Origin of the sequence: Maribacter huludaoensis, from assembly GCF_029350945.1 — a bacterium.
In the GTDB taxonomy this organism is placed as follows: domain Bacteria; phylum Bacteroidota; class Bacteroidia; order Flavobacteriales; family Flavobacteriaceae; genus Maribacter; species Maribacter huludaoensis.
The window spans coordinates 1,002,494-1,026,991 of record NZ_JARKMS010000002.1; the positions used below are offsets into that span (position 1 = coordinate 1,002,494).

Consider the following 24,498-nt stretch of genomic DNA (forward strand, 5'->3'; position numbering starts at 1 on the left):
AACTCAAAGTAGATTTAAATCCATTACCCAATTTAGTTTGGTTAATGGATTTTTTTTTTGCCAAATATTATCTGAATAAAGATTTAATGACCGTCGTGCTTGGGTCGGGTTAATGTTTATAGTATCCAATGAGTTTTATTTTATTTAGTTAATAGTCTTGTAATCAGGTTTTTATAAATTGTTTAATATTTTTATTCAAACTTTAAACAAAATTTAAGACTATTACTAGTAGTTCCGTTATACATTTACGGAAATCTAAAAAAAAGAACTATGAAAATTTTAAAAATTACATTGTTAAGTGCTGTTGCATTATTTGTTACAAATGTTTCGGCACAATCAGAAACTATTGTTGACGTTGCTGCCGGAAATGACAACTTTACTACTTTGGTAGCTGCAGTTAAAGCTGCAAATTTGGTAGAAACTTTAAGTAGTGAAGGTCCATTTACAGTGTTTGCCCCTGTGAATAGCGCTTTTGAAGCATTGCCAGCTGGTACCGTAGATACATTGCTGAAGCCGGAAAGTAAAGATGCTCTAACTGGTATTTTAACGTACCATGTAGTTGCTGGTAAATATATGGCTGCAGATGTTATAGATGCTATCAACAAAAATGATGGTGCGTTTTCTGTAAAAACCGTACAAGGAGGTATGATTACATTATCGCTAGCCGATGAGAAGGTAATGTTAAAGGATGAAAAAGGGAATATGGCAACTGTAATTATTGCAGATGTAGCAGCAAGTAATGGTGTCGTTCACGCCATTGATACTGTAGTAATGCCATTATAGAAATTAGAATTCTCTAGTACAAAAATCCCTTTTGCTTCTTTAGATAGAAGTAAAAGGGATTTTTTTAATTTATGTAATTTTTATTAGCGTGCAGCTGCACCGCTAGTAGATATTTATTCTTCCGTAATTGTCTTCGTATTTTTTTAATAGCGGATTCAATAGATTTTTCAGGTTCTATAATATTGTATTCGCCCCAAAAATCAGGGTCTGCAAAACCAATGGCTTCATCACTTAATATTATAGAAGATTTCATTCTGTCCTTATATTTAGGGTAGCTTTCATTGGTGTTTCTTTCCCAATTCGTAATTGCCATTTCGCAGTTCATGCTGTAAACTGAATTGAACAAGCGTTTGTTCCAATCAATTTTGAACTCTAATAACACATTACTGTAGCCGTAATACCATTTACCATTTTTTTCTCTGTAATCTACACGATAAGATACTTCTGTTGGCCATACTTCGGCATTTCTTGGTTTTTTTCTAACGAACATTTGTGATGCCAACCTCTTATCGGTAATATTTAAAGAGTAAATGGCTCGGGTCAAAATTTTATTCTCGGCATCTATGTATAGTTTACCATTATATAATGGATCGATAATTTCTGGCTTTTGCTTGAATTCTATAACATATATCAATTGGTCGTTTACGCGGGTAGATGTGTCAAATGAAAAGTCGTAGTATGCCAAAGTTTCCGGGGTAAAGATGTAGTCAGGGTATTTTACCATATCTACAAATAAGGTATTGAACGGACCACCTTGAAGTTTTAGGGCAACGGTATCTAACTTAGTATAATCAGTGCTTTTGCGTGCTTTGTACAGTTCAAGTGCATCGGTCTTTTTAGAAGAATAGGGTGTTTTGTAAATATTTACTACCGCTTCGGATAGGCTTACGTTTGTTCTTCTTTTTTTTATGGTCTCTCTGTAAAAGGCAGTCATTACAGTACTTTCATCTAAGTAATTATCACCTTTTCTGTTCAAAGTTTCAAAAACTAATTTTTCAGCATCATTAGGGGCATCTATTCGCGCTTCGGACAAGGCCATGGCAAATTCCGTCATATAGATTTTGTTCTTCTCTTCATCTAGTTCCGATATAGCGATCTGCTTTGTTTTGTATCCTAAAAATGCAATTGTTACATTGTTCTCGGTATATTCCTTTGGCACTTTCAAGGAAAATTGTCCTTCAGAATTGGTAATTGTGGTGACATTGGTATTTTCTACCGTTAGGGTAGCGAAGATTAAAGGTTTTTTACTATCGGCATCTAAAACTTCACCGGTATATTCCGTATAATCAATTGTTTGTGCCAACATAGTGTTGGTTACTGTTCCTATTGAAAATAACAATAAGAAAACATACTTTACAGGATGGAGCCTTGTTGAGAAATTGTTCTTTTGTGACATAACCTAGCTTTTTTTTTAAGATAATGATTAAAAACGAATTTTATGTAATCAATTTTGTTAAATCCTTATCGTTGTGGTTGTTACCGTAATATAATTTTATTTCTTGCCATCAAATGTTTTTGATGAAGTACTTACCAATCTATTGATTTCCTGTAGTTCTTCTTCTGTAAGGTCTCGCCATTTTCCTACAGGTACATCCAATTGTACGTTCATAATTCTAATGCGCTTCAATTTCTTTACCCTATAGTCTAGATACTCGCACATTCTACGAATTTGTCTGTTCAGGCCTTGTGTAAGTATTATTCTAAATTGATAGGTACTTACTTCAAAAACTTCACACTCCCGTGTTACTTGGTCAAGAATAGGAATTCCTTTGCGCATTCTATTTAAAAAATCAATGGTGATAGGTTTATCTACCGTTACCAGGTATTCTTTTTCATGGTTGTTGCGGGCGCGTAATATCTTATTTACAATGTCGCCATCATCGGTTAAAAATATAAGCCCTTCACTGGGTTTGTCCAATCTGCCGATGGGGAAAATCCTTTTTGGGTAATTAATAAAATCAATAATGTTGTCTTTTTCAACACCGGTGTCCGTGGTGCAAACAATACCCACAGGTTTGTTGAATGCCAAATATGTTGATTTACCTTTAGGGGCTTTGATCAGTTCTCCATCCACCTTTACCACATCGCCAATTGAAATTTTAGTGCCCATTTCCGGTACTTCTCCATTAATGGTAACTCTGCCCTGTTCAATAAGTTTATCAGCAGCCCTACGCGAGCAATATCCTGCTTCGCTAAGATATTTGTTGATCCTTGTCTTTTGAGTGTTGTCTTGCATATTCAGCTTTGCTGTATTTGTATTATTTTCTATTCAATTCTTGTTGATAGATTTCTCTACCTAATTGAGCTAAAAATGGAATTCCTATTTCATCATACTCATAGGCATCATCATTAAAAATGCCATCCTTGTTGACCAAGATCGTTGCCGTTAAGAGAAAATCGATATTATTTTTAGTGTCCTTTATATAGGCGCAATCTGTCAACGTTCCGTAAGCAAACCCTACTTTATTATATATTTCTATAGACTCCGGTATATTTTTTTTAGTATCGCCATACATGAAAAACTTACAATAACCATCATAATATGTAGCTGGATCATAGCCAATGTGCTGAGGGGTGGTATGCATTGCGTTTAACAAATGTTCCCGTTGTTTTTCACTAATATTAAACCGTTCAACTTCTTTAAACATTTGCGGAAATAGTACTCTTTTAAGAAGGTTGTGTTGCGTTGTAATAGGATAATAGTTTTTTTGACTAAAATCAAAAGCTTCTTCTATAAGTTCATCACCTTCATAATACCCAATACCTTTTTCCACGTTAAGAAGTTTTAAACGCTCTGGAGTTTTGTTTAAAAGTGATTGCGTAATTCCGGTGGTAGAGTCGTTAAGATAAATGATTAACGGTTTGGTTCTTAAATCATCTGAATGATAGCCCACTCTATGACTTAATCTTACAGGCGAAATGCCTTTCTCCTTTAAATTTTGATTAATGGCTTCAAAACCTAAGAACTCCATCAATCTGTTGTTCGCTAAATTGTCGCTGACCGCAAAAATTTTAGATATGTCATTTGCTACGGTACTTTCTATAGTATCACCTTCTATATAATATTTTGTATTTATTGATAAAGTGTCCGTTAAATTTAGTTTTTCCAATGCTAAAACGGCAACGGGAAATTTAACCGTACTCGCAGGGTAAAAGTAACTACTGTCATTCACCTGAAATTCATAATCGGTAAATGAAATACTATCATTTCTTCTATTGATCTGTGTATATATAATTTGTACTTCATAGCTATTTATGCTGTCCATAACCCTTTTTATTTTAGGGTCATTTGAAGATAGGGCAACTTCAAGAAAGTTTAAATTCTGCTTTTCTTGTGCGCAAGAAATTAGAAGAACACCACAAATGAAAAGAAGAAAGTGCTTCATGTTATTATATATTTTTAGGGGTTGTAGACCTCACCCCTATGCGGTTTCAGTAAATCCCTTACCGTAATCATTTCATTTTCTTCTACAACCATAAAAGCAATACTGTACATTTCATTAATTTCTTTAAAACCCGTAATATTTAATGCAGTTTTTTCAGAAGCTATAAACTCGTTTAAGTGCTTAACATGATGTTCGGCAGTTTTTAGGGCTGCAGGACCTCTAAAGTCCCATATAAGTTTTATTTGTCTGTTCAAGAAGATATAATTAGGTTATAAATATAAGTAACAAATTTACCATAAAAAATGGCACTATATAGTCTTTAAAAAACGAGTTGACGGTTTACCGCCAAGCTAATTTTAATTGATTATTAGCTATTTGTTATATATTGTAAGCCCTAAAAACGTGTTAAGTAAATCATTAAGCATTTGCACACGATGTGGTTATTACTATTTTTGCTCGATGTTTTTTAAGAAATCAATGTTTTTACTGCGTAAAATTTATCCTATTGTAATAATAGGATTACTGACAATTGTTTTTAGCTCATGTGAAGGTCTTTTTAAGAAAGATGAGGAAAAAAGGGTCATTGCTAGGGTTGGTGAGTCTTTTTTGTATGAAGATGACCTGGCGCCTTTAATTACGGAAAACATGACCAAAGGGGACAGTACTTCATTTGCTGTCAATTATATAAACAATTGGGCCTCAAAACAATTGTTGCTTTCCAAGGCGAAAATAAATTTATCCGAAGAAAAATTGGCCGAGTATAATGCCCTGGTCGATGATTACAGAACAGAACTTTATACAAGTGTTTATAAAGAAGCATTGGTTGCACAGGCCACAGATTCTGTAATTACTGATGAGCAATTGAACGCTTTTTATGAAAATGCCAAAGAGAACTTTAAACTTAAAGAACAGATTGCAAGAATTCGCTTTGTTGCGTTACCTAAAGGTTTTTTAAATCAAGATGAAGTTGGTAAACGACTTAAGAGATTTAAAAACGACGATGTTCGCTATTTAGATTCTATAGGTGTTCAGTTTACCAAATTGAATTTTAATGATTCTATTTGGGTGAGATATTCCAGAATATTTGAAGAAATACCACTAATAACAGCTGACAATGCCAATAAGTACTTAAAAAATTCACAATTTTTTGAATTAGAGGATTCAATCGGGGTATATTTGGGAAAAATAGAGGAAACCAAGGATGTTAACGACGTTGCGCCTTTGTCCTTTATTAAACCTACTATAGAACAAGTTTTATTAAGTCGTAGAAAAATGGACTACCTACGCAAATTAGAAACTGAATTATTAGATGAAGCAATCAAGGATAATGAATTTGAAGTTTTCGAAAACAAAAAATAGTATTTACATAGGTGCAATTTTACTATTTGCAGGTGCTGCAACAGCACAAGATTCTATACCAGATGTTTCTGCCAATGCACCTGAACCAATGGAAGACATCGCAGAAGCGGAACCAATAAAAAAAGATTCGTCGGTTAATTTTAAGAGAATAAAACTTGACGGTATAGCTGCCGTAGTGGGTGATTATGTAATCTTGGATTCTGATATTGAAAAAACACTTATTGATTTGAAGAGCCAAGGAGCGTCTACTGAAGATATTACGCATTGCGGACTCCTAGGTAAATTGATGGAGGATCGTTTGTATGCCAACCAGGCAGTTCAAGATAGTATTTTGGTTTCAGATGATGAGGTAAATGCAACCGGTGATCGTCAATTGCAATCTCTGGTGCAACAGATAGGTTCAATGGAGAAGGTTTTAAAATATTATAAGAAAACCGATGAAGCCAGTTTTAGGGAAGAACTTTACAAAATCAATAAACTACGTATGCTTTCTGAGCGTATGCAACAAGATATCATTAAGGAAATTGAAATTACACCAGAAGAGGTTCGTCAGTTCTTCAATAAAATTCCTGAAGACGAAAGACCTGTATTTGGTGCTGAACTAGAAATTGCACAGATTACCAAAGAGCCGGAGCCATCTGAGGAAGAAAAGCAAAAGGTAATAGATAAATTGAACCAGATTAAGGCAGATGTAGAAGATAACGACTCTAGTTTTAGTGTAAAGGCAATTCTGTATTCTCAAGATCCAGGTTCTAAATCTAAAGGTGGTTTTTATAGCATAACAAAAGATACCGGTTTTGATAAGAAGTTTAAAGATGTAGCTTTTAGCTTAAGGGAAGGTGAGGTTTCTGAACCTTTTGAGACAGTTTTCGGTTTTCATATTATTTATATAGAAAAAATCAGAGGCCAAGAGTTGGATTTAAGACATATATTGATTCAGCCAGAAATATCTCAAGCAGTAATGGACGAGGCAAAGGCAGAGCTAGATAGTATTAGAAAGAAAATTATAGATGGTGAATTTACTTTTGCAGAAGCGGCACTGAATTTTTCTGATGAAAAAGAGACAAAATTTGATGGCGGATTGTTGCGTAACCCTGTAAACTTCGATTCTAAATTTGAGTTGACAAAAATGGATCCAACCTTATATAATCAAGTACAAAATTTAAAGGACAATGAAATTACATATCCTGTACTTGAAGAAGATCCAAGAGGTGGAGCGCCTAAATATAAAATTCTAAAGATTACCAATAGGTATGATGAGCATGTAGCCGATTTTTCTAAAGATTACACGAAAATTCAGGAATTGGCACTTACTGAAAAGAAATACAACGCCATTAAAAAATGGATGGACAAGCATATTAAGGATACCTATATCAGCGTTAATGATGAAAACAAAGATTGTGAGTTCGCTAATAACTGGGTAAAAGAATAAATATATGTCAGACGTTGCGGCAATAGAACGCCTAGTTGTAAAACATGCGGAGCTTAAAAAAGAAATAGCCAAGATCATTGTAGGTCAAGATGAGGTTATTGAACAGATTTTGCTTTCTATTTACTCTGGCGGACATTCGTTGCTGATCGGTGTGCCAGGTTTGGCAAAAACCTTAATGGTAAATACCATTGCCCAAGCTTTGGGACTTGATTTTAAAAGAATACAGTTTACGCCAGATTTAATGCCTAGCGATATTCTTGGTAGTGAAGTTTTAGATCAGAGCAGAAATTTTAAATTTATAAAAGGTCCCATATTTTCGAATATTATTCTAGCGGACGAGATTAATAGAACACCACCAAAAACCCAGGCGGCTCTTTTGGAAGCTATGCAGGAAAGAGCGGTAACTATTGCGGGCCATCAACATAAATTGGATTTGCCCTATTTTGTATTGGCAACACAAAACCCAATAGAACAAGAAGGTACATACCCTTTGCCGGAAGCTCAGTTAGACCGTTTTATGTTCGCTATAGAATTGAAGTACCCAAGTATAGCGGAAGAAATACAAGTTGTTAAGAATACAACGGCAGATAGAAAGCAAGTGGTTAGCCCGTTATTCAATGCCCAAGATATAATTGACGTTCAAAACTTAATACGTAGGGTACCCGTTGCGGATAATGTTGTTGAGTATACGGTAAATTTGGTGAATAGTACTAGACCTAATTTAGACTCGGCTTCAGATTATGTAAAGCAATACTTGGACTGGGGAGCCGGGCCAAGAGCTTCTCAAAACCTTATTTTGGGAGCCAAGGCCAATGCCGCCATTCATGGTAAGTTTTCTCCGGATATTGAAGATGTACATGCCGTTGTAAAAGGAATTTTGCGTCATCGTATCATAAAAAATTACAAAGCTGAGGCAGAAGGTATCAGTGAAGAGGATATTATAGATAAATTACTTTAATAAAACAGCCTATTTTCTGCATTTTTAAATGAAATAAAGTCATTTAAACGCCATAATTGTTTAATAACTACGCACTTTTCATATCATTTGAGAAAAAATAGGTAATCATACTTATTTAATTTTAAATGCGTTCTATATTACGTAATTTTACGAAATTGCGTTAACTTAATATTAAATAACAGATGACATTTGACATTGATGGTTTTAAACGGATATATATTATGCTAATTCCATAATATATATTTAAATCAATACATTCTGTCAGTTTGTAGTTATCATGATTCTCATTTCAACAACAAATCTTCAGAACGAAATAAGAAATTAAACTACTTGCGTTAGTCTAACAAATACACAAATCAATTTTTAATGAGCATTTATAAAGATTACCTAAAGGAGATCGAAGAACGTAAAGGTCAAGGTCTTCATCCAAAGCCAATTGATGGTGCTGAATTAATTAGTAAAATTATTGAGCAAATCAAAGATGTGGATAATGAATATAGAGAAGATTCTCTAAAGTTTTTTATCTATAATGTTTTACCGGGTACAACCAGTGCCGCTGGGGTAAAAGCAAAATTCTTAAAAGAAATTATTCTTGGTGAATCTGTCGTTAAAGAAATTACACCGGCGTTTGCCCTAGAACAACTATCCCACATGAAGGGTGGACCTTCTATCAAAGTTCTGTTGGATATTGCATTAGGTTCTGATGAAGCTTTGGCAAAACAGGCTGCTGAAGTTCTAAAAACTCAAGTATTTCTTTACGAAGCGGATACTTCTCGTTTAGAAGAAGCCTTTAAAAATGGTAACGCCATTGCAAGAGATATTATAGAAAGTTACGCACAAGCAGAATTTTTTACGAAACTACCAGATGTAGAAGAAGAAATTGAGGTGGTAACATATATTGCCGGCGTGGGCGACATATCAACGGATTTATTATCGCCAGGTGGTGATGCACACTCAAGATCTGATCGTGAACTACATGGTCAATGTATGTTTGAGCATAACAAGGAGATGCAACAAGAATTATTGGCTTTGAAAGAGCAGCATCCAGATAAGCGCGTTATGCTGATTGCAGAAAAAGGAACAATGGGTGTTGGTTCATCTAGAATGTCAGGTGTAAATAATGTGGCATTATGGACGGGTATACCATCTAGTCCTTATGTGCCATTTATCAATATAGCACCGGTAATTGCCGGTACCAATGGTATTGCTCCAATTTTCTTAACAACTGTAGGTGTAACCGGTGGTATAGGTCTAGACCTTAAAAACTGGGTAAAGCAGAAAGATGAAGCGGGCAATACTATTGTAGATGAAGATGGCGAGCCTATTTTAAAACAGATGTATTCCGTTGCAACAGGTACCGTACTTACGATCAATACCAAAGAGAAAAAACTTTATCACGGTAAAGTTGAATTGAAAGATGTATCCGCTGCATTTACACCTCAGAAAATGGAGTTCATGAAAGCAGGTGGTTCCTATGCCGTAGTTTTTGGTAAAAAGCTTCAAACATTTGCAGCCAAGACATTGGGTATAGCTGTTCCTCAGGTTTATGCAATTTCAAAAGAAGTTTCTATTGAAGGTCAAGGTTTAACTGCTGTAGAGAAAATATTCAATAAAAATGCTGTAGGTACTTCGGGCGCTACGTTGCATGCAGGTTCTTATGTTCGCGCAGAAGTCAATATTGTAGGTTCTCAAGATACTACGGGTCTAATGACATCTCAGGAGCTGGAGATGATGGCCGCTAAGGTTATTTCCCCAATTGTAGATGGTGCCTACCAATCTGGTTGTCATACAGCATCGGTTTGGGACGATAAATCCAAAGCCAATATTCCCAGGTTAATGAGCTTTATGAACGATTTTGGTCTAATTACCGGTCGTGATCCAAAAGGAAAGTATTTTCCTATGACAGATGTGATCCATAAAGTACTTAACGATATCACGGTAGGGGATTGGGACATCATTATAGGTGGTGATTCTCATACACGTATGTCCAAAGGTGTTGCTTTTGGTGCAGATTCAGGTACAGTTGCCTTGGCACTGGCCACAGGTGAGGTTTCAATGCCAATTCCAGAATCGGTTAAGGTAACCTTTAAAGGACAAATGAAGTCTTATATGGATTTTCGTGATGTAGTTCATGCCACTCAACAACAAATGCTACAGCAATTTGGAGGCGAGAACGTATTTCAGGGACGTGTAATTGAAGTGCATATTGGTACATTAACTTCAGATGAAGCATTTACGTTTACTGATTGGACCGCTGAAATGAAAGCCAAAGCATCTATCTGTATTTCTGAAGACGATACCTTAATTGAATCCCTAGAGATTGCAAAAGGCCGTATTCAGATTATGATAGAAAAGGGTATGGACAATGCAAAACAAGTTCTTAAAGGGCTTGTTGATAAAGCCGAAGCTAGAATAACGGAGCTTAAAACAGGTATTAAACCTTCTTTAAGACCAGATGCGGACGCTAAATATTATGCAGAGGTAATTATTGATTTAGATGAAATTGCCGAGCCAATGATTGCTGATCCAGATGTTAATAACGAGGATGTTTCCAAGCGTTATACCCATGATAATATTCGTCCGTTATCTTATTACGGCGGAACTAAGAAAGTAGATCTTGGATTTGTTGGATCATGTATGGTTCATAAGGGCGATATGAAAATATTGGCTCAGATGTTGAAAAATGTAGAGGCACAAAAAGGTAAAGTTGAATTTAATGCCCCATTGGTCGTAGCTCCACCAACATATAATATTGTTGATGAGTTGAAAGCTGAAGGAGATTGGGAAGTGCTTCAAAAATATTCAGGGTTTGAATTTGATGATAGTGCACCAAAAGGCTTGGCACGTACCAAATACGAAAACATGCTTTATTTAGAAAGACCGGGCTGTAACCTTTGTATGGGTAACCAGGAAAAAGCAGAGCCAGGAGATACCGTTATGGCTACATCTACACGTTTATTTCAGGGTAGGGTAGTAAAAGATTCTGGTGAGAATAAAGGTGAATCATTATTGTCATCTACCCCAGTGGTGGTATTGTCTACTATTTTAGGAAGAACCCCTACAATGGCAGAATATGAAGCGGCCGTTGATGGTATTGTATTGACAAAGTTTAAACCATCTACAAAACAATTGGTGAGATAATTAACCAATAACTATTATTCATATCACGCCCGGGTATTCGTACTCGGGCTTTTTTTGTTCAAGCTTTTTATAATCATTCTTAATTTCATATGCGCTCTTAAAATCACTGTACATTTTGTATCTTGTACAGATAAGATAGTTTAACAAATTTTATAAATAGATTTTATGGCTTTTGACATAGATATGATTAAAAAAGTTTACGCTACAATGTCTGAACGCGTAGACAAGGCAAGAGAGATTGTGGGTAAGCCGCTTACGCTTTCTGAAAAGATTTTGTATTCTCATTTATGGGACGGGGCACCGACCCAAGCATTCACCCGAGGAAAGGATTATGTTGATTTTGCTCCGGATCGTATTGCTTGTCAAGATGCTACTGCACAAATGGCCTTATTGCAATTTATGCAAGCTGGTAAGCCAAAAGTGGCAGTGCCGACTACAGTGCACTGTGATCACTTGATCCAAGCCAAAAGTGGTGCTACGGCAGATCTAAAATCCGCTAATACCACTAGTGCAGAGGTTTTTGATTTTTTGGAATCAGTATCAAATAAATACGGAATCGGTTTTTGGAAACCGGGTGCAGGTATTATTCACCAAGTAGTATTGGAGAACTATGCTTTTCCAGGAGGTATGATGATCGGTACAGATTCTCATACAGTAAATGCCGGAGGATTAGGTATGGTGGCAATTGGTGTTGGTGGTGCAGATGCGGTTGATGTAATGGCCGGTATGGCTTGGGAACTTAAGTTTCCTAAATTGATAGGTGTAAAGTTGACCGGAACAATTTCTGGGTGGACGGCGCCAAAAGATGTAATATTAAAAGTAGCTGAAATCCTTACCGTTAAAGGTGGAACAGGTGCAATAGTTGAATATTTTGGGTCAGGTGCAAAATCTTTGTCATGTACAGGAAAAGGTACTATATGTAACATGGGTGCAGAGATAGGTGCAACTACTTCTACATTTGGTTATGATGAATCTATGGAGCGTTATTTAAGAGCTACCGATAGAGCCGATATTGCAGATGCCGCAAATGAAGTAAAGGAGCATTTAACTGCAGATGCAGAGGTATATGCAAACCCTGAGCAATATTTTGATGAGGTAATAGAAATTGACCTTTCTGAGTTAACACCATTATTGAACGGTCCTTTTACGCCGGATCTATCTACCAAGGTAGGTAGTGATATGAAAGAAAAAGCTACCTCACATGAATGGCCATTAACCGTTGAATGGGGATTGATAGGTTCTTGTACGAATTCTTCTTATGAAGATCTGTCCAGAGCTTCTTCAATTGCACAACAAGCTATTGATAAAGGAATTAAGATGAAAGCGGAACTGGGTATCAACCCTGGTTCAGAGCAAGTACGTTATACCGCTGATCGTGATGGTATACTTGGAATATTCGAAAAGCTAGATGCAAAAATATTTACAAATGCCTGCGGACCATGTATAGGGCAGTGGGCGCGTTATAGCGATCCAAAAAATGCACCTAAAAATAGTATTGTACATTCTTTCAATAGAAACTTTGCAAAGCGTGCAGATGGTAACCCAAACACTCATGCATTTGTAGCTTCTCCTGAAATTACGGCTGCAATTGCCATTTCAGGTAGATTGGATTTTAACCCGATGACCGATAAACTGATCAACGAAAAAGGTGAAGAAGTAATGTTCGATGAGCCTACGGGATGGGAATTGCCTCCTAAAGGATTTGAGGTTGAGGACGCAGGTTACCTAGCACCAGATGAAGATGGTTCTGGTGTAGAGGTCAAGGTGTCTCCAGATTCTGAAAGATTACAGTTACTGGAGCCTTTTACTCCTATAAAGGATGAAAGTTTAATGGGTGCCAAATTGTTGATCAAAGCGTATGGTAAGTGTACTACCGATCATATTTCTATGGCAGGACCATGGTTGAGATTTAGGGGTCATTTAGATAATATTTCTAACAACTGTTTAATTGGTGCCGTTAATGCATTTGGTAAAAAGACCAACATGGTCAAAAATCAATTGAACGGTGAATTTGGCGGAGTACCTGATACGGCTCGTGCATATAAAGCGGCAGGTATTAGAAGTATTGTTGTTGGTGATCATAACTATGGTGAAGGTTCTTCTAGGGAGCATGCGGCAATGGAGCCTCGTCACTTAGGTGTTGCAGCCGTAATTGTTAAATCTTTTGCACGTATTCATGAAACAAACCTTAAAAAGCAAGGTATGCTTGGTTTGACCTTCGCTAACGAAAATGATTATGACCTAATTCAAGAAGATGATACCTTTAACTTCATAGATATTGCGGAATTTGCACCGGACAAGCAATTAACGGTAGAAGTAGTTCATGCAGATGGAAGTAAAGACGTTATTAAATTGAACCATACGTATAACGAAGCCCAAATTGGGTGGTACAGGGAAGGTTCTGCCTTGAACGTTATTAAAAGAGAAAATGCCTCATAATTCAACAACTTAAAATTTGTGAGGAAAACTCCTGATATTAATCAGGAGTTTTTTAGTTTTGACCCCTATAAAACTTTTATGAAGAGACAAACGGTTTTTACCTTATTGATCATTGCTTTTGTGCTTTCTTTTTTTGTTACCCCTTTGGGTGATTATAGCAAGATTATTCTCAACAGGGTTTTTGCCACTTCCCCAACAATTATTCAACCGGAAAAACGTGGTAAAATAACCGATTACGATTGGAAGCTGAAAGATGCAAACTGGAAGTTCTTTAATTTTGATGAAGCAAAAGGACAGGTTGCCTTTATTACATTTTGGACCTCATGGCATATGCCTTCACAGGCTCAATTGAAAGATATACAGTATTTGTATGAAACTTTTGGTGATAAGATCAAGTTCTATATTATTACTAATGAAGAAAGAGCACCTGTAGAACTTTTTATGCAAGAACAGGGATATACTTTTCCCGTTACTTATCAGATTATAGGAGAATCAAGCCCTTTGTCATTATTAAAACCGCCAGGATCTTACGTAATCGACAAAAATGGTGCTATAGTAATTCACCAAAATGCCATTGCAGATTGGGATAATGAAAAAGTAGACAATTTGCTAAATCAACTGATTACTGAATAACCTAAAATTGTTTGGTGAATCTTATTTTTTAAAATATTTAAAGGGTACGAAAAGCATTCCAAAACATTCGCCATCGCTTTTACCTATATGTTTATGATGCATTTTATGTGCTCTACGTACACCTCGGCTATACCAATTATTTGCGTTTCTGAATAGTTTGAAACGTTGGTGAATAAATATATCGTGTACAAGAAAGTAGGCTATACCGTAAGCCAAAATTCCAAATCCTAAAGGATAACCATACCAAAAACCGGTAGTGCCCGCGTAAAATAAGGACATGCTAACAATTGCGTAAAAAATAAAGAACGCATCATTTCTTTCAAACCATGAGTCGTGATCTTTTTTGTGATGGTCTTTATGAAGACTCCACAAAAAACCGTGCATAATATATTTGTGCGTAAACCACGCCATAAACTCCATGAACAAAAATGTTCCTAGAAAAATCACTATCCAAATAACTATATTCATTATACTAAATTCATTTTAAATTTCACATAAGAACGTGCTAGTAATCCAAATTTCTGATAATTTGGAACACGTATTCTTGCATTTTTTATTTCCAAGGAAGGTGTGCTCTGTAATTTGTTCAGCAACTTATAATAATATTTATAGGCTGTATAAACACCAAATTTTGCATCGGCAGGCAAGGCAACAATACCGTCATAGCCTTTCTTGAAATCAGCTTTTATTTCATCAACTATTCTCTTTTTTGACACCTCATCTAGCTCTTTTAGATTTGTGTTTGGAAAATAAGATCTATTCAATTCTTCAAAATCTGCTTTTACGTCTCTTAAGAAATTTACTTTCTGAAAAGCGGAACCCAGTGCCATGGCAGATTCCTTCAGTTTATTATATTCTTCTACGTCACCTTTTACAAAAACTTGTAGACACATTAAACCAACCACATCTGCAGAGCCATAGATATATTCTTTATATTCCGCATCTGTTCTATAAATATTCTTGACCAAGTCCATACGCATACTCTTCATAAAAGAATCTACCAAATGCCTTGGTATTTTGTATTTATGATAAGTGTACTGAAAGGAGTTTAAGATAGGGTTTAGGCTAATCTTATCTTTTAAAGAATCTTCAAGTTCTTTTTCAAATTTGTCAAAAAGTACTTCTTTATCATAATCATGAAACGTATCAACAATTTCGTCTGCAAAGCGCACAAAACCATAAATATTATAAATATGACTGCGTATAGATGGGTGAAGCATTTTTGTTGCTAAAGCAAAAGAGGTGCTATATCGTTTTGTAACGACTTTACTACACTGGTGCGAAACTTGATCAAAAGTAGCTTTCATAAATCACTAGTTATCCTTAATAATTAATTCTGACACTAATTTTCCCGATATTAAAGCCGGTGGTACTCCTGGTCCAGGTACTGTCAGTTGTCCTGTAAAGTAAAGATCTTTTACCTTTTTACTTCTTAAATTTGGTCTTAAAAAAGCAGTTTGTGTTAAGGTGTTGGCCATACCATAGGCATTTCCTTTATAAGAATTGTAGCGTTCTACAAAATCATTAACACAGAATGTTTCCTTGAATATAATATTATTTCTAATGTTTTGGCCTGTTCTTTCTTGAAAACGGTCCATAATTATATTAAAATATTTATTTCTAAGTTCTTCGGTGTCTTCTAAAGCTGTGGCGATCGGTACCAAAAAGAATCCGTTTTCACAACCCTCTGGAGCCATACTGCTATCTGTAATAGAAGGGAAATTAGCGTAGAACAAAGGGTTTGTTGGCCATTTTGGGTTATCATAAATTTCTTGGGCATGTAACTCAAAATCTGTATCAAAAAATAAATTATGATGTTCTACATTGTTCAATTTTTTGTCAAAACCAATGTAAAATAACAGCGATGATGGTGCAAAAACTTTTTTCTCCCAATAACTACTACTGTATTGCTGGTGTTTTGCATCTAGTAAGCTTTCAGAATGCTGGTAATCTGCACCGCTTAGTACTTTATTGGCTGTATATGTTTTTCCATTACAGACAATGGCCGAAGCTTTACCCTCGTTAACAATGATTTTATCTACCGGAGAATTTGTATTTATTGTAACGCCTAATTCTAGTGCTAAGTTTTGCATAGCCTTTATTACTTGGTACATGCCCCCTTTAGGATGCCATGTACCTAGCCCAAAATCGGCAAAGTTCATAAAGTTGTAAAATGACGGAGTATTACTGGGTTTGGCGCCAAGGAATAATACGGGAAATTCTAAGGTAGAGACCAACTTAGGATTTTTAAAAGCCTTGCGAACTTGAGAGCTAATGGTCTTAAAAAACTGATCAACTTTAAATATCGTCTCTTTGGTAACCAATTCTAAGGGTGAAAGTCCTGGTCTAAGAACAACCTTATTGATAGCTATGTCATAATTTTCTTGGGCTTGTGCAATGAACTTTTTTAGCGCTTTAGAGCTTCCCGGCTCAATACGTTCAAATTCCGCACAAATTTTATCCATACTATCACCAATAGTAATAACATCGTCAGAAAAAAATATTTTGTAAGCAGGACTTAGTTTGTCTAGTTGGTAATAATCTGATGTTTGTTTATTGAAATCGGCAAAAAATTTATCAAAAATATCCGGCATCCAATACCAGCTTGGTCCCATATCAAAGGTAAACCCGTCTTTTTTAAACTGTGATGCACGACCTCCAACAGATTCATTTTTTTCAAATATGGTAACGTTCCAACCGGCTTTTGCCAAGTAACATGATGCCGATAATGATGAAAAACCAGAACCGATTACAATACAACTTTTATTCATTTATTTCTGTGCAATTATAGGTTGTTCACTAAGCTGTCTATTGAAGTAAAGGTTCTGCAGAAGTTAGGCTTTGTATCTTCTTCAATGAAATTGGTCTGTCTACCTAAAATCCAGAAATTAGGATTGTTATACTTAGAAACTAATTCAGAGAAATCTTCTAGATACTTGTTAACCTTGTCTTTTTCTGGGTACACTGTAAAATATGATACAAAATATATGTCATCAAAGTATTTTAGAACATCTTCTAAATTTTCCATGGGTATTGTTGGTCCTAAGTAAATACACTTATACCCTTTCAGAATAATTTCATAATTAATGTACAGTAGACCTATATCATGAATTTCATTTTCGGGTAAGAAGGCAACAAAGACTTTATCTTTTTTAGTGGGCTCTAAATGTTGAAGCTTTTCTGTATTTAATAAGATTTTTTGTTTAATTAAACTGCTCATAAAATGTTCATGTGCAGGACTGATAGTATCTGTCTGCCATAATAATCCCAGTTCGTTTAATAAAGGAACAAAAGTCTCTTTAAATATCTCTCTAAAAGAGTTTTCGCTTAGTAAAGCATTGTATGTATTAAAGAACATGGTCTGATCAAAATTCACCATTGCCAATTTAAAAGCGTTGATTGCTTGGCTCTTATGACTGTGTTTTGCTACTATTTCACGTACAACATAGGGAATATCTTTATCAGAAATTTTAGCAATTTTTGAAATTTTATGTCCGTTATTGTATAGTAGGGTTACATTAAGTAGCTTCTGTAAACTAGAAAGGCTATAAGTTCTAATGTTTGTATCCGTACGTTCCGGAGATAAAAGATTGTATCTTTTTTCCCAAATTCTAATGGTGTGTGCCTTGATACCAGAGAGGTTTTCAAGGTCCCTAATACTAAATTGCTTTTTTACATTGTTCATACTTTCTGAAAAAGGATTAAACAAATCTACAATTTATTAATATGCCATGGGATAGATGAGAGTTAAAATTATCAAAATAAAAAAGGTTAGACCTAAATCTAACCTTTTGTGCCCACGACTAGATTCGAACTAGCACGTCCTTGCGAACACTACCCCCTCAAGGTAGCGTGTCTACCAATTTCACCACGTGGGCCTATTTGTAGTAAAATGAATGGCAAATATAGAAACCTATAGTTCAATTTGAAATATAATAATGATATAAAAAAACGAAGTTTACTTTTTAAAGTATTGATTGTTGGTATTTGGTAGGGGTTATTCCTTTAATCTTTTTAAACTTCTTATTAAAATTGGAAATTGAGTTAAACCCGGAAAGTTCGGCTATCATATTAACAGTTAGTTCTTTATTTGAAATTAATAATTGGCAGGCATGGGCAACGCGTAGTTGTATTAAAAATTGAAAAAAGGTTTTATCTGTTCGTTGTTTAAAAAAACGACAGAAAGCATTTGGTGTCATGTATGCCATTTTCGCTATCTCATCTAGAGAAATGGGTTGTTGGAAATTTTTGAATACAAAATCGAAAATATCCTGTAAACGCTCACCTTCTGTAGAACTTAAGGTTTTAGAGTATATAAATGTACTTAAAGGTTCTGTAGTTGCTTTACTAAGTTCTTCTATTAACTCTAAAAAAGAAATAAACAGTTTGAGTTTTTGATTAGACTGTATTTCTATTAATTGTTGGGCAATTTGCTTTTGGTTTGATGTTATTTTGAATCCGCCTGTGGCATTTGCAAAGAAGTCGCCTAAGTCTTTAAAATAGGGGAGATTAAAGAATGCTGCGCCAAAGGATTTTTTCGTAAAAAATACAGTGATCATATGCGCATCTATCTGCCCAGGTATACTTTTAAAAACGTGTGGCAGGTTACTGCCAATAACATAGATATCTCCCGTGGAAAATTGATGAATACTATCACCCACCAACAATTTACCGTTACCGTTTACAATGTAACTTATCTGTATTTCTTCATGCTGATGAAGCTTGTTATAAAATATAGGTTCTTTATCAACCTGAACTATTAAATGTTCATCTAAGGGCTTTGGTATTTTAAAAGGAAACACTTTCATATGCATCTAATTTATCATTATAAAATGAAATTGAACATGTAAGATGGTAAAATAGTACCATGTCTGGATAATATGGCGACATGTATTACAAGGTGCTATCCCTAATTTTGGGTATCAACTAAAAGAAAGCAAAATGAGTATTTCATGGACGGGCGTGATGCCAGCGGTTACCACAAAATTTACAGATCAAGATGAATTGGATCTAAATATGTTCTCCATTAATATTAAAGCTCAATTAGAGGCTGGTGTAAATGGCATTATTTTGGGAGGTACTTTAGGTGAGGCAAGTACGTTGACCAACGATGAAAAAAAGGTTTTGATGAAAGAGACCGTAAACCTTGTAGAAGGTAAAGTTCCCGTAATTATAAATATTGCCGAGCAGACAACAAAAGGTGCAATACAGGCTGCTAAAGTTGCTGAGCAATGTGGCGCAACCGGTTTAATGATGTTGCCACCAATGCGTTACAAAGCCAATGACCATGAGACGGTTACTTATTTTAAGGAAACGGCCAAAAGCACAGATTTACCAATTATGATTTATAACAATCCCATAGACTATGGTATAATGGTAACTCTTGATATGTTAGATGAATTAATGGTTTGTGATAATATACAAGCGGTCAAAGAATCTACAAGGGATATTTCTAATATAACCCGTATAAAAACAAGATTTGGGAATAGACTTAATGTTTTAACGGGTGTTGATACTTTAGGTCTTGAAAGTACCCTTATGGGCGCTGATGGTTGGGTTGCCGGCTTGGTATGTGCTTTCCCTGCCGAAACTTGTGCTGTTTTTGAACTGGCCAGAGCTGGCAGAATAAAAGAAGCTTTAGAAATTTACCGATGGTTCTTACCATTGTTAGAATTGGATATTAGTCCGCAGTTGGTACAGAACATAAAAATGGCGGAAGTGGCAACCGGTATAGGAACCGAAAATGTTAGGGCACCAAGATTGCCTTTAAGAGGTGAGGAGCGTGAAAGAGTTGCAGCTATTATAGAACAAGGTATGGCAACAAGACCTAAATTGCCTGATTATAAGAATATCAATTAGTCTAATAGTATTTTTATGATTGTATTCATGGACAGAAATGTAAGGAAAGAATTAAAATTTTTTTCGGCATCTTTAATTACTTTTGGGCAACACCATAAACATATATCATGATAAGCGGTACAAATGCAATAGGGAACAAATCTTCAAAACAAGGAAATAAAACTTTTAAGACTTTTGATCCTAACAAAAATGTAGAAACGGAATGGACTTTTTACGAGGCATCTTCAAATGAAATAGATGAGGCCGTTGCTTTAGCAGAAAGTGCTTTTAAAGTTTATAAAGATTTTGCAGGAACCAAAAAGGCAGAATTTCTTGAAGCCATAGCTTTAGAAATAGAAGCTCTTGGAGAGGAACTTATTGAAACCTACTGCAAGGAATCTGGCTTGCCCGAAGGTAGGGCTAGAGGTGAGCGTGGCCGTACTATAGGCCAATTGCGAGCATTTGCAAATTTATTGAGAGAGGGATCTTGGGTAGAGGCCGTTATTGAAAAAGCACAGCCAAATAGAGAACCTATGCCAAAATCTGATATTCGTAAAATGCTGTTTGCATTAGGTCCTGTAACGGTTTTTGGTGCCAGTAATTTTCCATTGGCATTTTCTACCGCTGGCGGAGATACCGCTAGTGCACTTGCGGCAGGTTGTCCTGTAATTGTAAAAAGTCATCCTATGCATGCCGGTACGGGTGAATTGGTTTCCAATGCCATACTTAAGGCAGCAGCAAAAACAGGAATGCCAAATGGTGTATTTTCAAATTTAAATAGTAGTGGTATTGAAGTAGGGCAACAGTTGGTAAGACACCCTAAAGTAAAAGCTGTTGGGTTTACCGGTAGTATTAAAGGGGGTACTGCATTATATAAATTAGCGAATGAAAGAAAGGAACCTATTCCCGTATTTGCAGAAATGGGTAGTATCAACCCAGTTGTGATTTTACCTTCTGCATTGGAAAATGAAGGTGATGCATGGGCTTCAAAGTATGCCTCTTCAATAACATTGGGTGCCGGCCAGTTTTGTACAAATCCTGGTTTGGTATTGGCCGTAAAAGGGGAAAAATTGGATAGTTTCATTAAATCGCTATCCGAAGAAATTTTAAAACTAGAACCTGCCTGTATGTTGCACCCCAACATATACGCTAAATATAATGAGGGTAAAGAAGAATTGTCCGCACAGAGCGGGGTAATAATTACTGCAGATTATACCAAAAATACCGGTGTGAATACTGCAAAACCTTCTATTCTAAAAGTAAGCGGTGCAAACTTTTTAACGAATACAACATTGCACAATGAAGTTTTTGGACCTTTTTCCGTAGTAGTTGAATGTGAAAATACGGTTGAGATGGAAAATATCTTAAATCATTTAGAAGGTCAGTTAACCGGCACTATTTTAGGTTCTGAAGAAGATCTGGAAAATAACGCTGAAATTGTGGATGCACTGCAAAGTAAGGTTGGGCGTATTTTATTTAACGGAGTGCCCACCGGTGTAGAGGTAAATTCATCTATGGTCCATGGTGGTCCTTTTCCCGCTTCTACCGATCCCCGTTTTACATCTGTAGGAACTTCTGCAATTAAAAGATGGGTCAGGCCGGTATCTTTTCAGGATTGGCCAAATAAATTATTGCCCCTGGCCTTGCAAAATGAAAATCCGCTTAACATTACCAGACTTGTGGAGGGCGAATACACTAAAACTAAACTATTATAAACTGTTAATATGGCCAGTAGCACCTTTGTTTGTATCGATGCCCATACTTGCGGTAACCCTGTTAGGGTGGTAAAACAGGGCGGTCCAGATTTAGTTGGTGCCACAATGAGCGAGAAACGCCAGCATTTTCTTAGGGAGTATGATTGGGTTAGAAAGGGACTTATGTACGAGCCTCGTGGACATGATATGATGAGCGGTAGCATTTTTTACCCGGCTAGCGATCCAAGGAACGATTTTGGAATTTTATTTATTGAGACCAGTGGTTGCTTGCCCATGTGCGGTCATGGAACTATAGGAGCCATTACCATTGCCTTGGAAGAAGAGTTGATAGTCCCTAAAATACCGGGAATGATCCGTATGGAAACTCCTGCCGGTTTGGTGAACATTACCTATCATAAAGAAGAAAATAAAGTAGCGTGGGTAAAATTGACCAATGTAAAATCATATTTGGTAGATACGGAGCTAACGGTAAATTGTTCTGTATTGGGCGAGTTGATTTTTGATGTATCATATGGAGGAAATTTTTACGCCATTATAGATGCACAAAAGAATTTTAACGGAATTCAAGATTATTCGGCCGCTCAGCTAGTTCAGTTCAGTCAAGAAATCAGAAAGAAAATCAATATAAAATACCCGAACAGATTTATTCATCCAGAGGATAGCACCATAAAGGACGTAAGCCATATTTTGTGGGCAGGTAAAACAATTTCTGATAGCGCTACCGCTAGAAATGCTGTGTTTTACGGTGATAAAGCTATTGATCGCTCACCTTGTGGTACAGGTACCTCTGCGCGTATGGCGCAATGGTATGTCAAGGGAATGTTGAACGTTGGTGAAGATTTTGTCCATGAAAGCTATATAGGTTCTCAATTTATTGGTACTGTAGAAAAGGAAACCATATTGGCGGGCAAACCTGCAATTATACCTAGTATAAAGGGCTGGGCTAAAATATATGGACACAATACCATAACTATTGATGATGATGATCCATATGCTTACGGATTTCAGGTAATTTAATGTTTACTATATGAAAGGTGTTATTGTTATTGGTGGTGGCATTGTTGGGCTTTGCACTGCTTATTACCTAACTAAAGAAGGTTTTGGGGTAACGGTAATCGATAAAGGCGATATCACTTCTGGCGCATCATTTGTAAATGCAGGCTATATTACTCCAAGCCATATAATTCCTTTGGCATCACCAGGTATGATAGCAAAAGGGATCAAGATGATGTTCAATTCTGCTAGTCCGTTTTATATGAAACCTAGGTTAGACGTTGACTTTTTAAAATGGGCGTGGTATTTTCATAAATCATCAACCCCGGCCAAGGTAGAAAAGGCAATTCCGGCAATTAAAGAAATAAACCTAATTAGTAGAGGATTATTTGCAGATTTGAAGAAGTCCGGCGATTTAGGTGATTTTCAATTAGAACGTAAAGGATTGTTAATGCTCTATAAAACCGAATCAGCTTATCTACATGAAAGAAAAATTGCCGAAAGGGTAGCTTTTGAGGGACTTGAAGTTTCAGAATTAAACAAAACAGAATTACATCAACTAGAACCAAATGTTAGAATTGATGCCGAAGGAGCCATACACTACGAATGTGACGGTCATACTACACCGACGGAGATTATGCCCAAACTTCTATCTTATCTCAAGAGACAGGGAGTAATGATAAAAACGAACGAAGAAGTACTTGATATTGAAACTAACGGTGATAAAATTACGGAAGTCATAACTACAAATGGCAGCTATAGGCCAGATAACGTTGTCTTGGCAGCTGGATCTTGGAGTGGGGAGCTTGCAAAAAAACTACGTTTAAAACTACCGCTGCAAGGAGGTAAAGGGTATCGTATAAATGTGGAACGTAGTACGGGTATTTCTATACCTGCAATATTGATGGAATCTAAAATGGCGGTAACCCCAATGAACGGTTTTACCAGATTTGCGGGTACCATGGAGTTTTCAGGTAATAATGAAATCATTAGAAATGAGCGGGTAATGGCAATTGCGAATGGGGCCCGATCCTTTTATCCTGATCTTAAAATTAACGAGGACGAAATTGCGAATGTAAGTACAGGTTTGCGCCCTGTTTCGCCAGATGGTCTACCGTATATTGGTAATTCTTCCAAATTTAAAAATCTTACTATAGCAACGGGTCATGCTATGATGGGGTGGAGTTTAGGTCCTGTAACCGGTAAGCTCGTTGCAGAGATTTTATCAAATAAAAAAACTACTATGAATATAGCTACCTTTAGCCCTAACAGATCATTCAAGTAATTTTGCGAAATTTGTTCAGCGTAATCAAATTACCATTCACCGACAGTAAATGACCATTCGCCTACACAAGTCAAATTATATCGAGTGATTGTAAGACTTTTGACACTCAAATATTTATGCAATGGATATATTATTAATAGAAGACGATTTAATTGAAGTAATGAAGTTGAAACGAACAGTTTCTAAACTTGAGCTAAAACATTCAATTATAGAAGCAAAGAACGGTGAAGAGGCATTGGACTTTTTAAGATCAGGTGAGAAATTACCGGATATTATTCTGTTAGACTTGAACATGCCTAGAATGAACGGTATAGAATTTTTAGAAATATTAAAGGCAGATGATGTACTTCAATATTTACCTACTGTTATTTTAACGACCTCTGAGAATAGGGCAGATTTGTTGAAATGTTACCAGGCCGGTATTGCAGGTTATGTAATTAAACCTTTGAAATATGAAGATTATGAGTATAAGTTAAATGCAGTTTTACAGTATTGGAGCATTAACCAACTAGTAAAAGGCTAACAAAAAAGCTCAT

Annotated in this window: 21 protein-coding genes and 1 tRNA gene; 12 read left to right on the top strand and 10 right to left on the bottom strand. The window is 36.0% G+C overall.

The annotated features are described in order from the left end of the window. Positions 1–270: 270 nt before the first annotated feature. Positions 271–783: a fasciclin domain-containing protein gene (locus PXC01_RS09390; protein ID WP_276472022.1), complete on the top strand. Its 513-nt coding sequence runs from the start codon at positions 271–273 to the stop codon at positions 781–783. 64 nt (positions 784–847) lie between these two features. Here the strand turns inward: PXC01_RS09390 and PXC01_RS09395 are convergent, their stop codons facing one another. From PXC01_RS09395 to PXC01_RS09410, 4 genes are all read right to left on the bottom strand, one after another. Further along, positions 848–2,179 carry a carboxypeptidase-like regulatory domain-containing protein gene (locus PXC01_RS09395; protein ID WP_276472023.1) on the bottom strand — a complete coding sequence of 444 codons (1,332 nt, stop codon included), beginning with the start codon at positions 2,177–2,179 and terminating at the stop codon, positions 848–850. A gap of 96 nt (positions 2,180–2,275) precedes the next feature. After that, complete coding sequence (gene rluF, locus PXC01_RS09400; protein ID WP_276472024.1) at positions 2,276–3,019, bottom strand: 23S rRNA pseudouridine(2604) synthase RluF; 744 nt, start codon at positions 3,017–3,019, stop codon at positions 2,276–2,278. 22 nt (positions 3,020–3,041) lie between these two features. Then, positions 3,042–4,169, bottom strand: a complete 1,128-nt coding sequence (locus PXC01_RS09405; protein WP_276472025.1) for a serine hydrolase — start codon at positions 4,167–4,169, stop codon at positions 3,042–3,044. Between the two features lie 14 nt (positions 4,170–4,183). Next, entirely contained in the window at positions 4,184–4,423 is a 240-nt protein-coding gene (locus PXC01_RS09410) for a hypothetical protein (protein WP_276472026.1), read from the bottom strand. A gap of 223 nt (positions 4,424–4,646) precedes the next feature. Between PXC01_RS09410 and PXC01_RS09415 the strand changes: the two genes are divergently transcribed. The 6 genes from PXC01_RS09415 to PXC01_RS09440 all read left to right on the top strand — a co-directional run bounded on the left by PXC01_RS09415 (position 4,647) and on the right by PXC01_RS09440 (position 14,131). Further along, the gene (locus tag PXC01_RS09415) at positions 4,647–5,528 is read left to right on the top strand and encodes a peptidyl-prolyl cis-trans isomerase (protein ID WP_276472027.1); all 882 of its coding nucleotides are present in this window, start codon (positions 4,647–4,649) and stop codon (positions 5,526–5,528) included. After that, positions 5,497–6,960, top strand: coding sequence for a peptidylprolyl isomerase (locus PXC01_RS09420; RefSeq protein WP_420828582.1), 1,464 nt, complete (start codon positions 5,497–5,499; stop codon positions 6,958–6,960). The genes PXC01_RS09415 and PXC01_RS09420 overlap by 32 nt, the downstream gene beginning before the upstream one ends. 4 nt (positions 6,961–6,964) lie before the next feature. After that, positions 6,965–7,918, top strand: a complete 954-nt coding sequence (locus tag PXC01_RS09425; RefSeq protein ID WP_276472028.1) for an AAA family ATPase — start codon at positions 6,965–6,967, stop codon at positions 7,916–7,918. Between the two features lie 366 nt (positions 7,919–8,284). Next, positions 8,285–11,059 carry a bifunctional aconitate hydratase 2/2-methylisocitrate dehydratase gene (locus tag PXC01_RS09430; RefSeq protein ID WP_276472029.1) on the top strand — a complete coding sequence of 925 codons (2,775 nt, stop codon included), beginning with the start codon at positions 8,285–8,287 and terminating at the stop codon, positions 11,057–11,059. A gap of 165 nt (positions 11,060–11,224) precedes the next feature. After that, positions 11,225–13,498, top strand: a complete 2,274-nt coding sequence (locus tag PXC01_RS09435) for an aconitate hydratase (RefSeq protein ID WP_276472030.1) — start codon at positions 11,225–11,227, stop codon at positions 13,496–13,498. Between the two features lie 78 nt (positions 13,499–13,576). Beyond that, positions 13,577–14,131 carry a TlpA family protein disulfide reductase gene (locus PXC01_RS09440; protein ID WP_276472031.1) on the top strand — a complete coding sequence of 185 codons (555 nt, stop codon included), beginning with the start codon at positions 13,577–13,579 and terminating at the stop codon, positions 14,129–14,131. Positions 14,132–14,152: 21 nt separating this feature from the next. Here PXC01_RS09440 and PXC01_RS09445 read toward each other — a convergent pair whose 3' ends face one another. From PXC01_RS09445 to PXC01_RS09470, 6 genes are all read right to left on the bottom strand, one after another. Continuing rightward, on the bottom strand, positions 14,153–14,599 hold the full coding sequence (locus PXC01_RS09445) for a sterol desaturase family protein (protein ID WP_276472032.1): 447 nt from the start codon (positions 14,597–14,599) through the stop codon (positions 14,153–14,155). Further along, complete coding sequence (locus PXC01_RS09450; RefSeq protein WP_276472033.1) at positions 14,599–15,438, bottom strand: phytoene/squalene synthase family protein; 840 nt, start codon at positions 15,436–15,438, stop codon at positions 14,599–14,601. Before PXC01_RS09450 ends, PXC01_RS09445 begins: the two co-directional genes overlap by 1 nt. A 6-nt stretch (positions 15,439–15,444) precedes the next feature. Next, positions 15,445–16,902 (bottom strand): phytoene desaturase family protein, encoded by a 1,458-nt coding sequence (locus tag PXC01_RS09455; RefSeq protein ID WP_276472034.1) that lies wholly within the window; start codon positions 16,900–16,902, stop codon positions 15,445–15,447. Positions 16,903–16,916: 14 nt separating this feature from the next. Beyond that, positions 16,917–17,816, bottom strand: coding sequence for a MerR family transcriptional regulator (locus PXC01_RS09460; protein WP_276472035.1), 900 nt, complete (start codon positions 17,814–17,816; stop codon positions 16,917–16,919). Between the two features lie 109 nt (positions 17,817–17,925). Next, a tRNA-Leu gene (locus PXC01_RS09465) sits at positions 17,926–18,009 on the bottom strand. An 87-nt stretch (positions 18,010–18,096) separates the two neighbouring features. Further along, a complete protein-coding gene (locus tag PXC01_RS09470) occupies positions 18,097–18,939 on the bottom strand; it encodes an AraC family transcriptional regulator (protein ID WP_276472036.1) in 843 nt (280 codons plus the stop codon). A gap of 133 nt (positions 18,940–19,072) precedes the next feature. Between PXC01_RS09470 and PXC01_RS09475 the strand changes: the two genes are divergently transcribed. The 5 genes from PXC01_RS09475 (at position 19,073) to PXC01_RS09495 (ending at position 24,485) form a co-directional block, all read left to right on the top strand. Continuing rightward, a complete protein-coding gene (locus PXC01_RS09475) occupies positions 19,073–19,990 on the top strand; it encodes a dihydrodipicolinate synthase family protein (RefSeq protein ID WP_276472037.1) in 918 nt (305 codons plus the stop codon). A 107-nt stretch (positions 19,991–20,097) separates the two neighbouring features. Then, positions 20,098–21,684: an aldehyde dehydrogenase (NADP(+)) gene (locus PXC01_RS09480; protein ID WP_276472038.1), complete on the top strand. Its 1,587-nt coding sequence runs from the start codon at positions 20,098–20,100 to the stop codon at positions 21,682–21,684. Between the two features lie 9 nt (positions 21,685–21,693). After that, positions 21,694–22,701, top strand: a complete 1,008-nt coding sequence (locus PXC01_RS09485; protein WP_276472039.1) for a 4-hydroxyproline epimerase — start codon at positions 21,694–21,696, stop codon at positions 22,699–22,701. A 10-nt stretch (positions 22,702–22,711) separates the two neighbouring features. After that, complete coding sequence (locus PXC01_RS09490; RefSeq protein ID WP_276472040.1) at positions 22,712–23,962, top strand: NAD(P)/FAD-dependent oxidoreductase; 1,251 nt, start codon at positions 22,712–22,714, stop codon at positions 23,960–23,962. Positions 23,963–24,083: 121 nt separating this feature from the next. Further along, positions 24,084–24,485 (top strand): response regulator, encoded by a 402-nt coding sequence (locus PXC01_RS09495; protein ID WP_276472041.1) that lies wholly within the window; start codon positions 24,084–24,086, stop codon positions 24,483–24,485. The last annotated feature ends 13 nt before the right edge of the window (positions 24,486–24,498 follow it).

Coding starts and splice junctions, on each gene's coding strand:
- PXC01_RS09390 (WP_276472022.1), top strand. CDS start 271: ATGAAAATTTTAAAAATTACATTGTTAAGTGCTGTTGCATTATTTGTT.
- PXC01_RS09395 (WP_276472023.1), bottom strand. CDS start 2,179: ATGTCACAAAAGAACAATTTCTCAACAAGGCTCCATCCTGTAAAGTAT.
- rluF (WP_276472024.1), bottom strand. CDS start 3,019: ATGCAAGACAACACTCAAAAGACAAGGATCAACAAATATCTTAGCGAA.
- PXC01_RS09405 (WP_276472025.1), bottom strand. CDS start 4,169: ATGAAGCACTTTCTTCTTTTCATTTGTGGTGTTCTTCTAATTTCTTGC.
- PXC01_RS09415 (WP_276472027.1), top strand. CDS start 4,647: ATGTTTTTACTGCGTAAAATTTATCCTATTGTAATAATAGGATTACTG.
- PXC01_RS09420 (WP_420828582.1), top strand. CDS start 5,497: ATGAATTTGAAGTTTTCGAAAACAAAAAATAGTATTTACATAGGTGCA.
- PXC01_RS09425 (WP_276472028.1), top strand. CDS start 6,965: ATGTCAGACGTTGCGGCAATAGAACGCCTAGTTGTAAAACATGCGGAG.
- PXC01_RS09430 (WP_276472029.1), top strand. CDS start 8,285: ATGAGCATTTATAAAGATTACCTAAAGGAGATCGAAGAACGTAAAGGT.
- PXC01_RS09435 (WP_276472030.1), top strand. CDS start 11,225: ATGGCTTTTGACATAGATATGATTAAAAAAGTTTACGCTACAATGTCT.
- PXC01_RS09440 (WP_276472031.1), top strand. CDS start 13,577: ATGAAGAGACAAACGGTTTTTACCTTATTGATCATTGCTTTTGTGCTT.
- PXC01_RS09445 (WP_276472032.1), bottom strand. CDS start 14,599: ATGAATATAGTTATTTGGATAGTGATTTTTCTAGGAACATTTTTGTTC.
- PXC01_RS09450 (WP_276472033.1), bottom strand. CDS start 15,438: ATGAAAGCTACTTTTGATCAAGTTTCGCACCAGTGTAGTAAAGTCGTT.
- PXC01_RS09455 (WP_276472034.1), bottom strand. CDS start 16,902: ATGAATAAAAGTTGTATTGTAATCGGTTCTGGTTTTTCATCATTATCG.
- PXC01_RS09460 (WP_276472035.1), bottom strand. CDS start 17,816: ATGAACAATGTAAAAAAGCAATTTAGTATTAGGGACCTTGAAAACCTC.
- PXC01_RS09470 (WP_276472036.1), bottom strand. CDS start 18,939: ATGAAAGTGTTTCCTTTTAAAATACCAAAGCCCTTAGATGAACATTTA.
- PXC01_RS09475 (WP_276472037.1), top strand. CDS start 19,073: ATGAGTATTTCATGGACGGGCGTGATGCCAGCGGTTACCACAAAATTT.
- PXC01_RS09480 (WP_276472038.1), top strand. CDS start 20,098: ATGATAAGCGGTACAAATGCAATAGGGAACAAATCTTCAAAACAAGGA.
- PXC01_RS09485 (WP_276472039.1), top strand. CDS start 21,694: ATGGCCAGTAGCACCTTTGTTTGTATCGATGCCCATACTTGCGGTAAC.
- PXC01_RS09490 (WP_276472040.1), top strand. CDS start 22,712: ATGAAAGGTGTTATTGTTATTGGTGGTGGCATTGTTGGGCTTTGCACT.
- PXC01_RS09495 (WP_276472041.1), top strand. CDS start 24,084: ATGGATATATTATTAATAGAAGACGATTTAATTGAAGTAATGAAGTTG.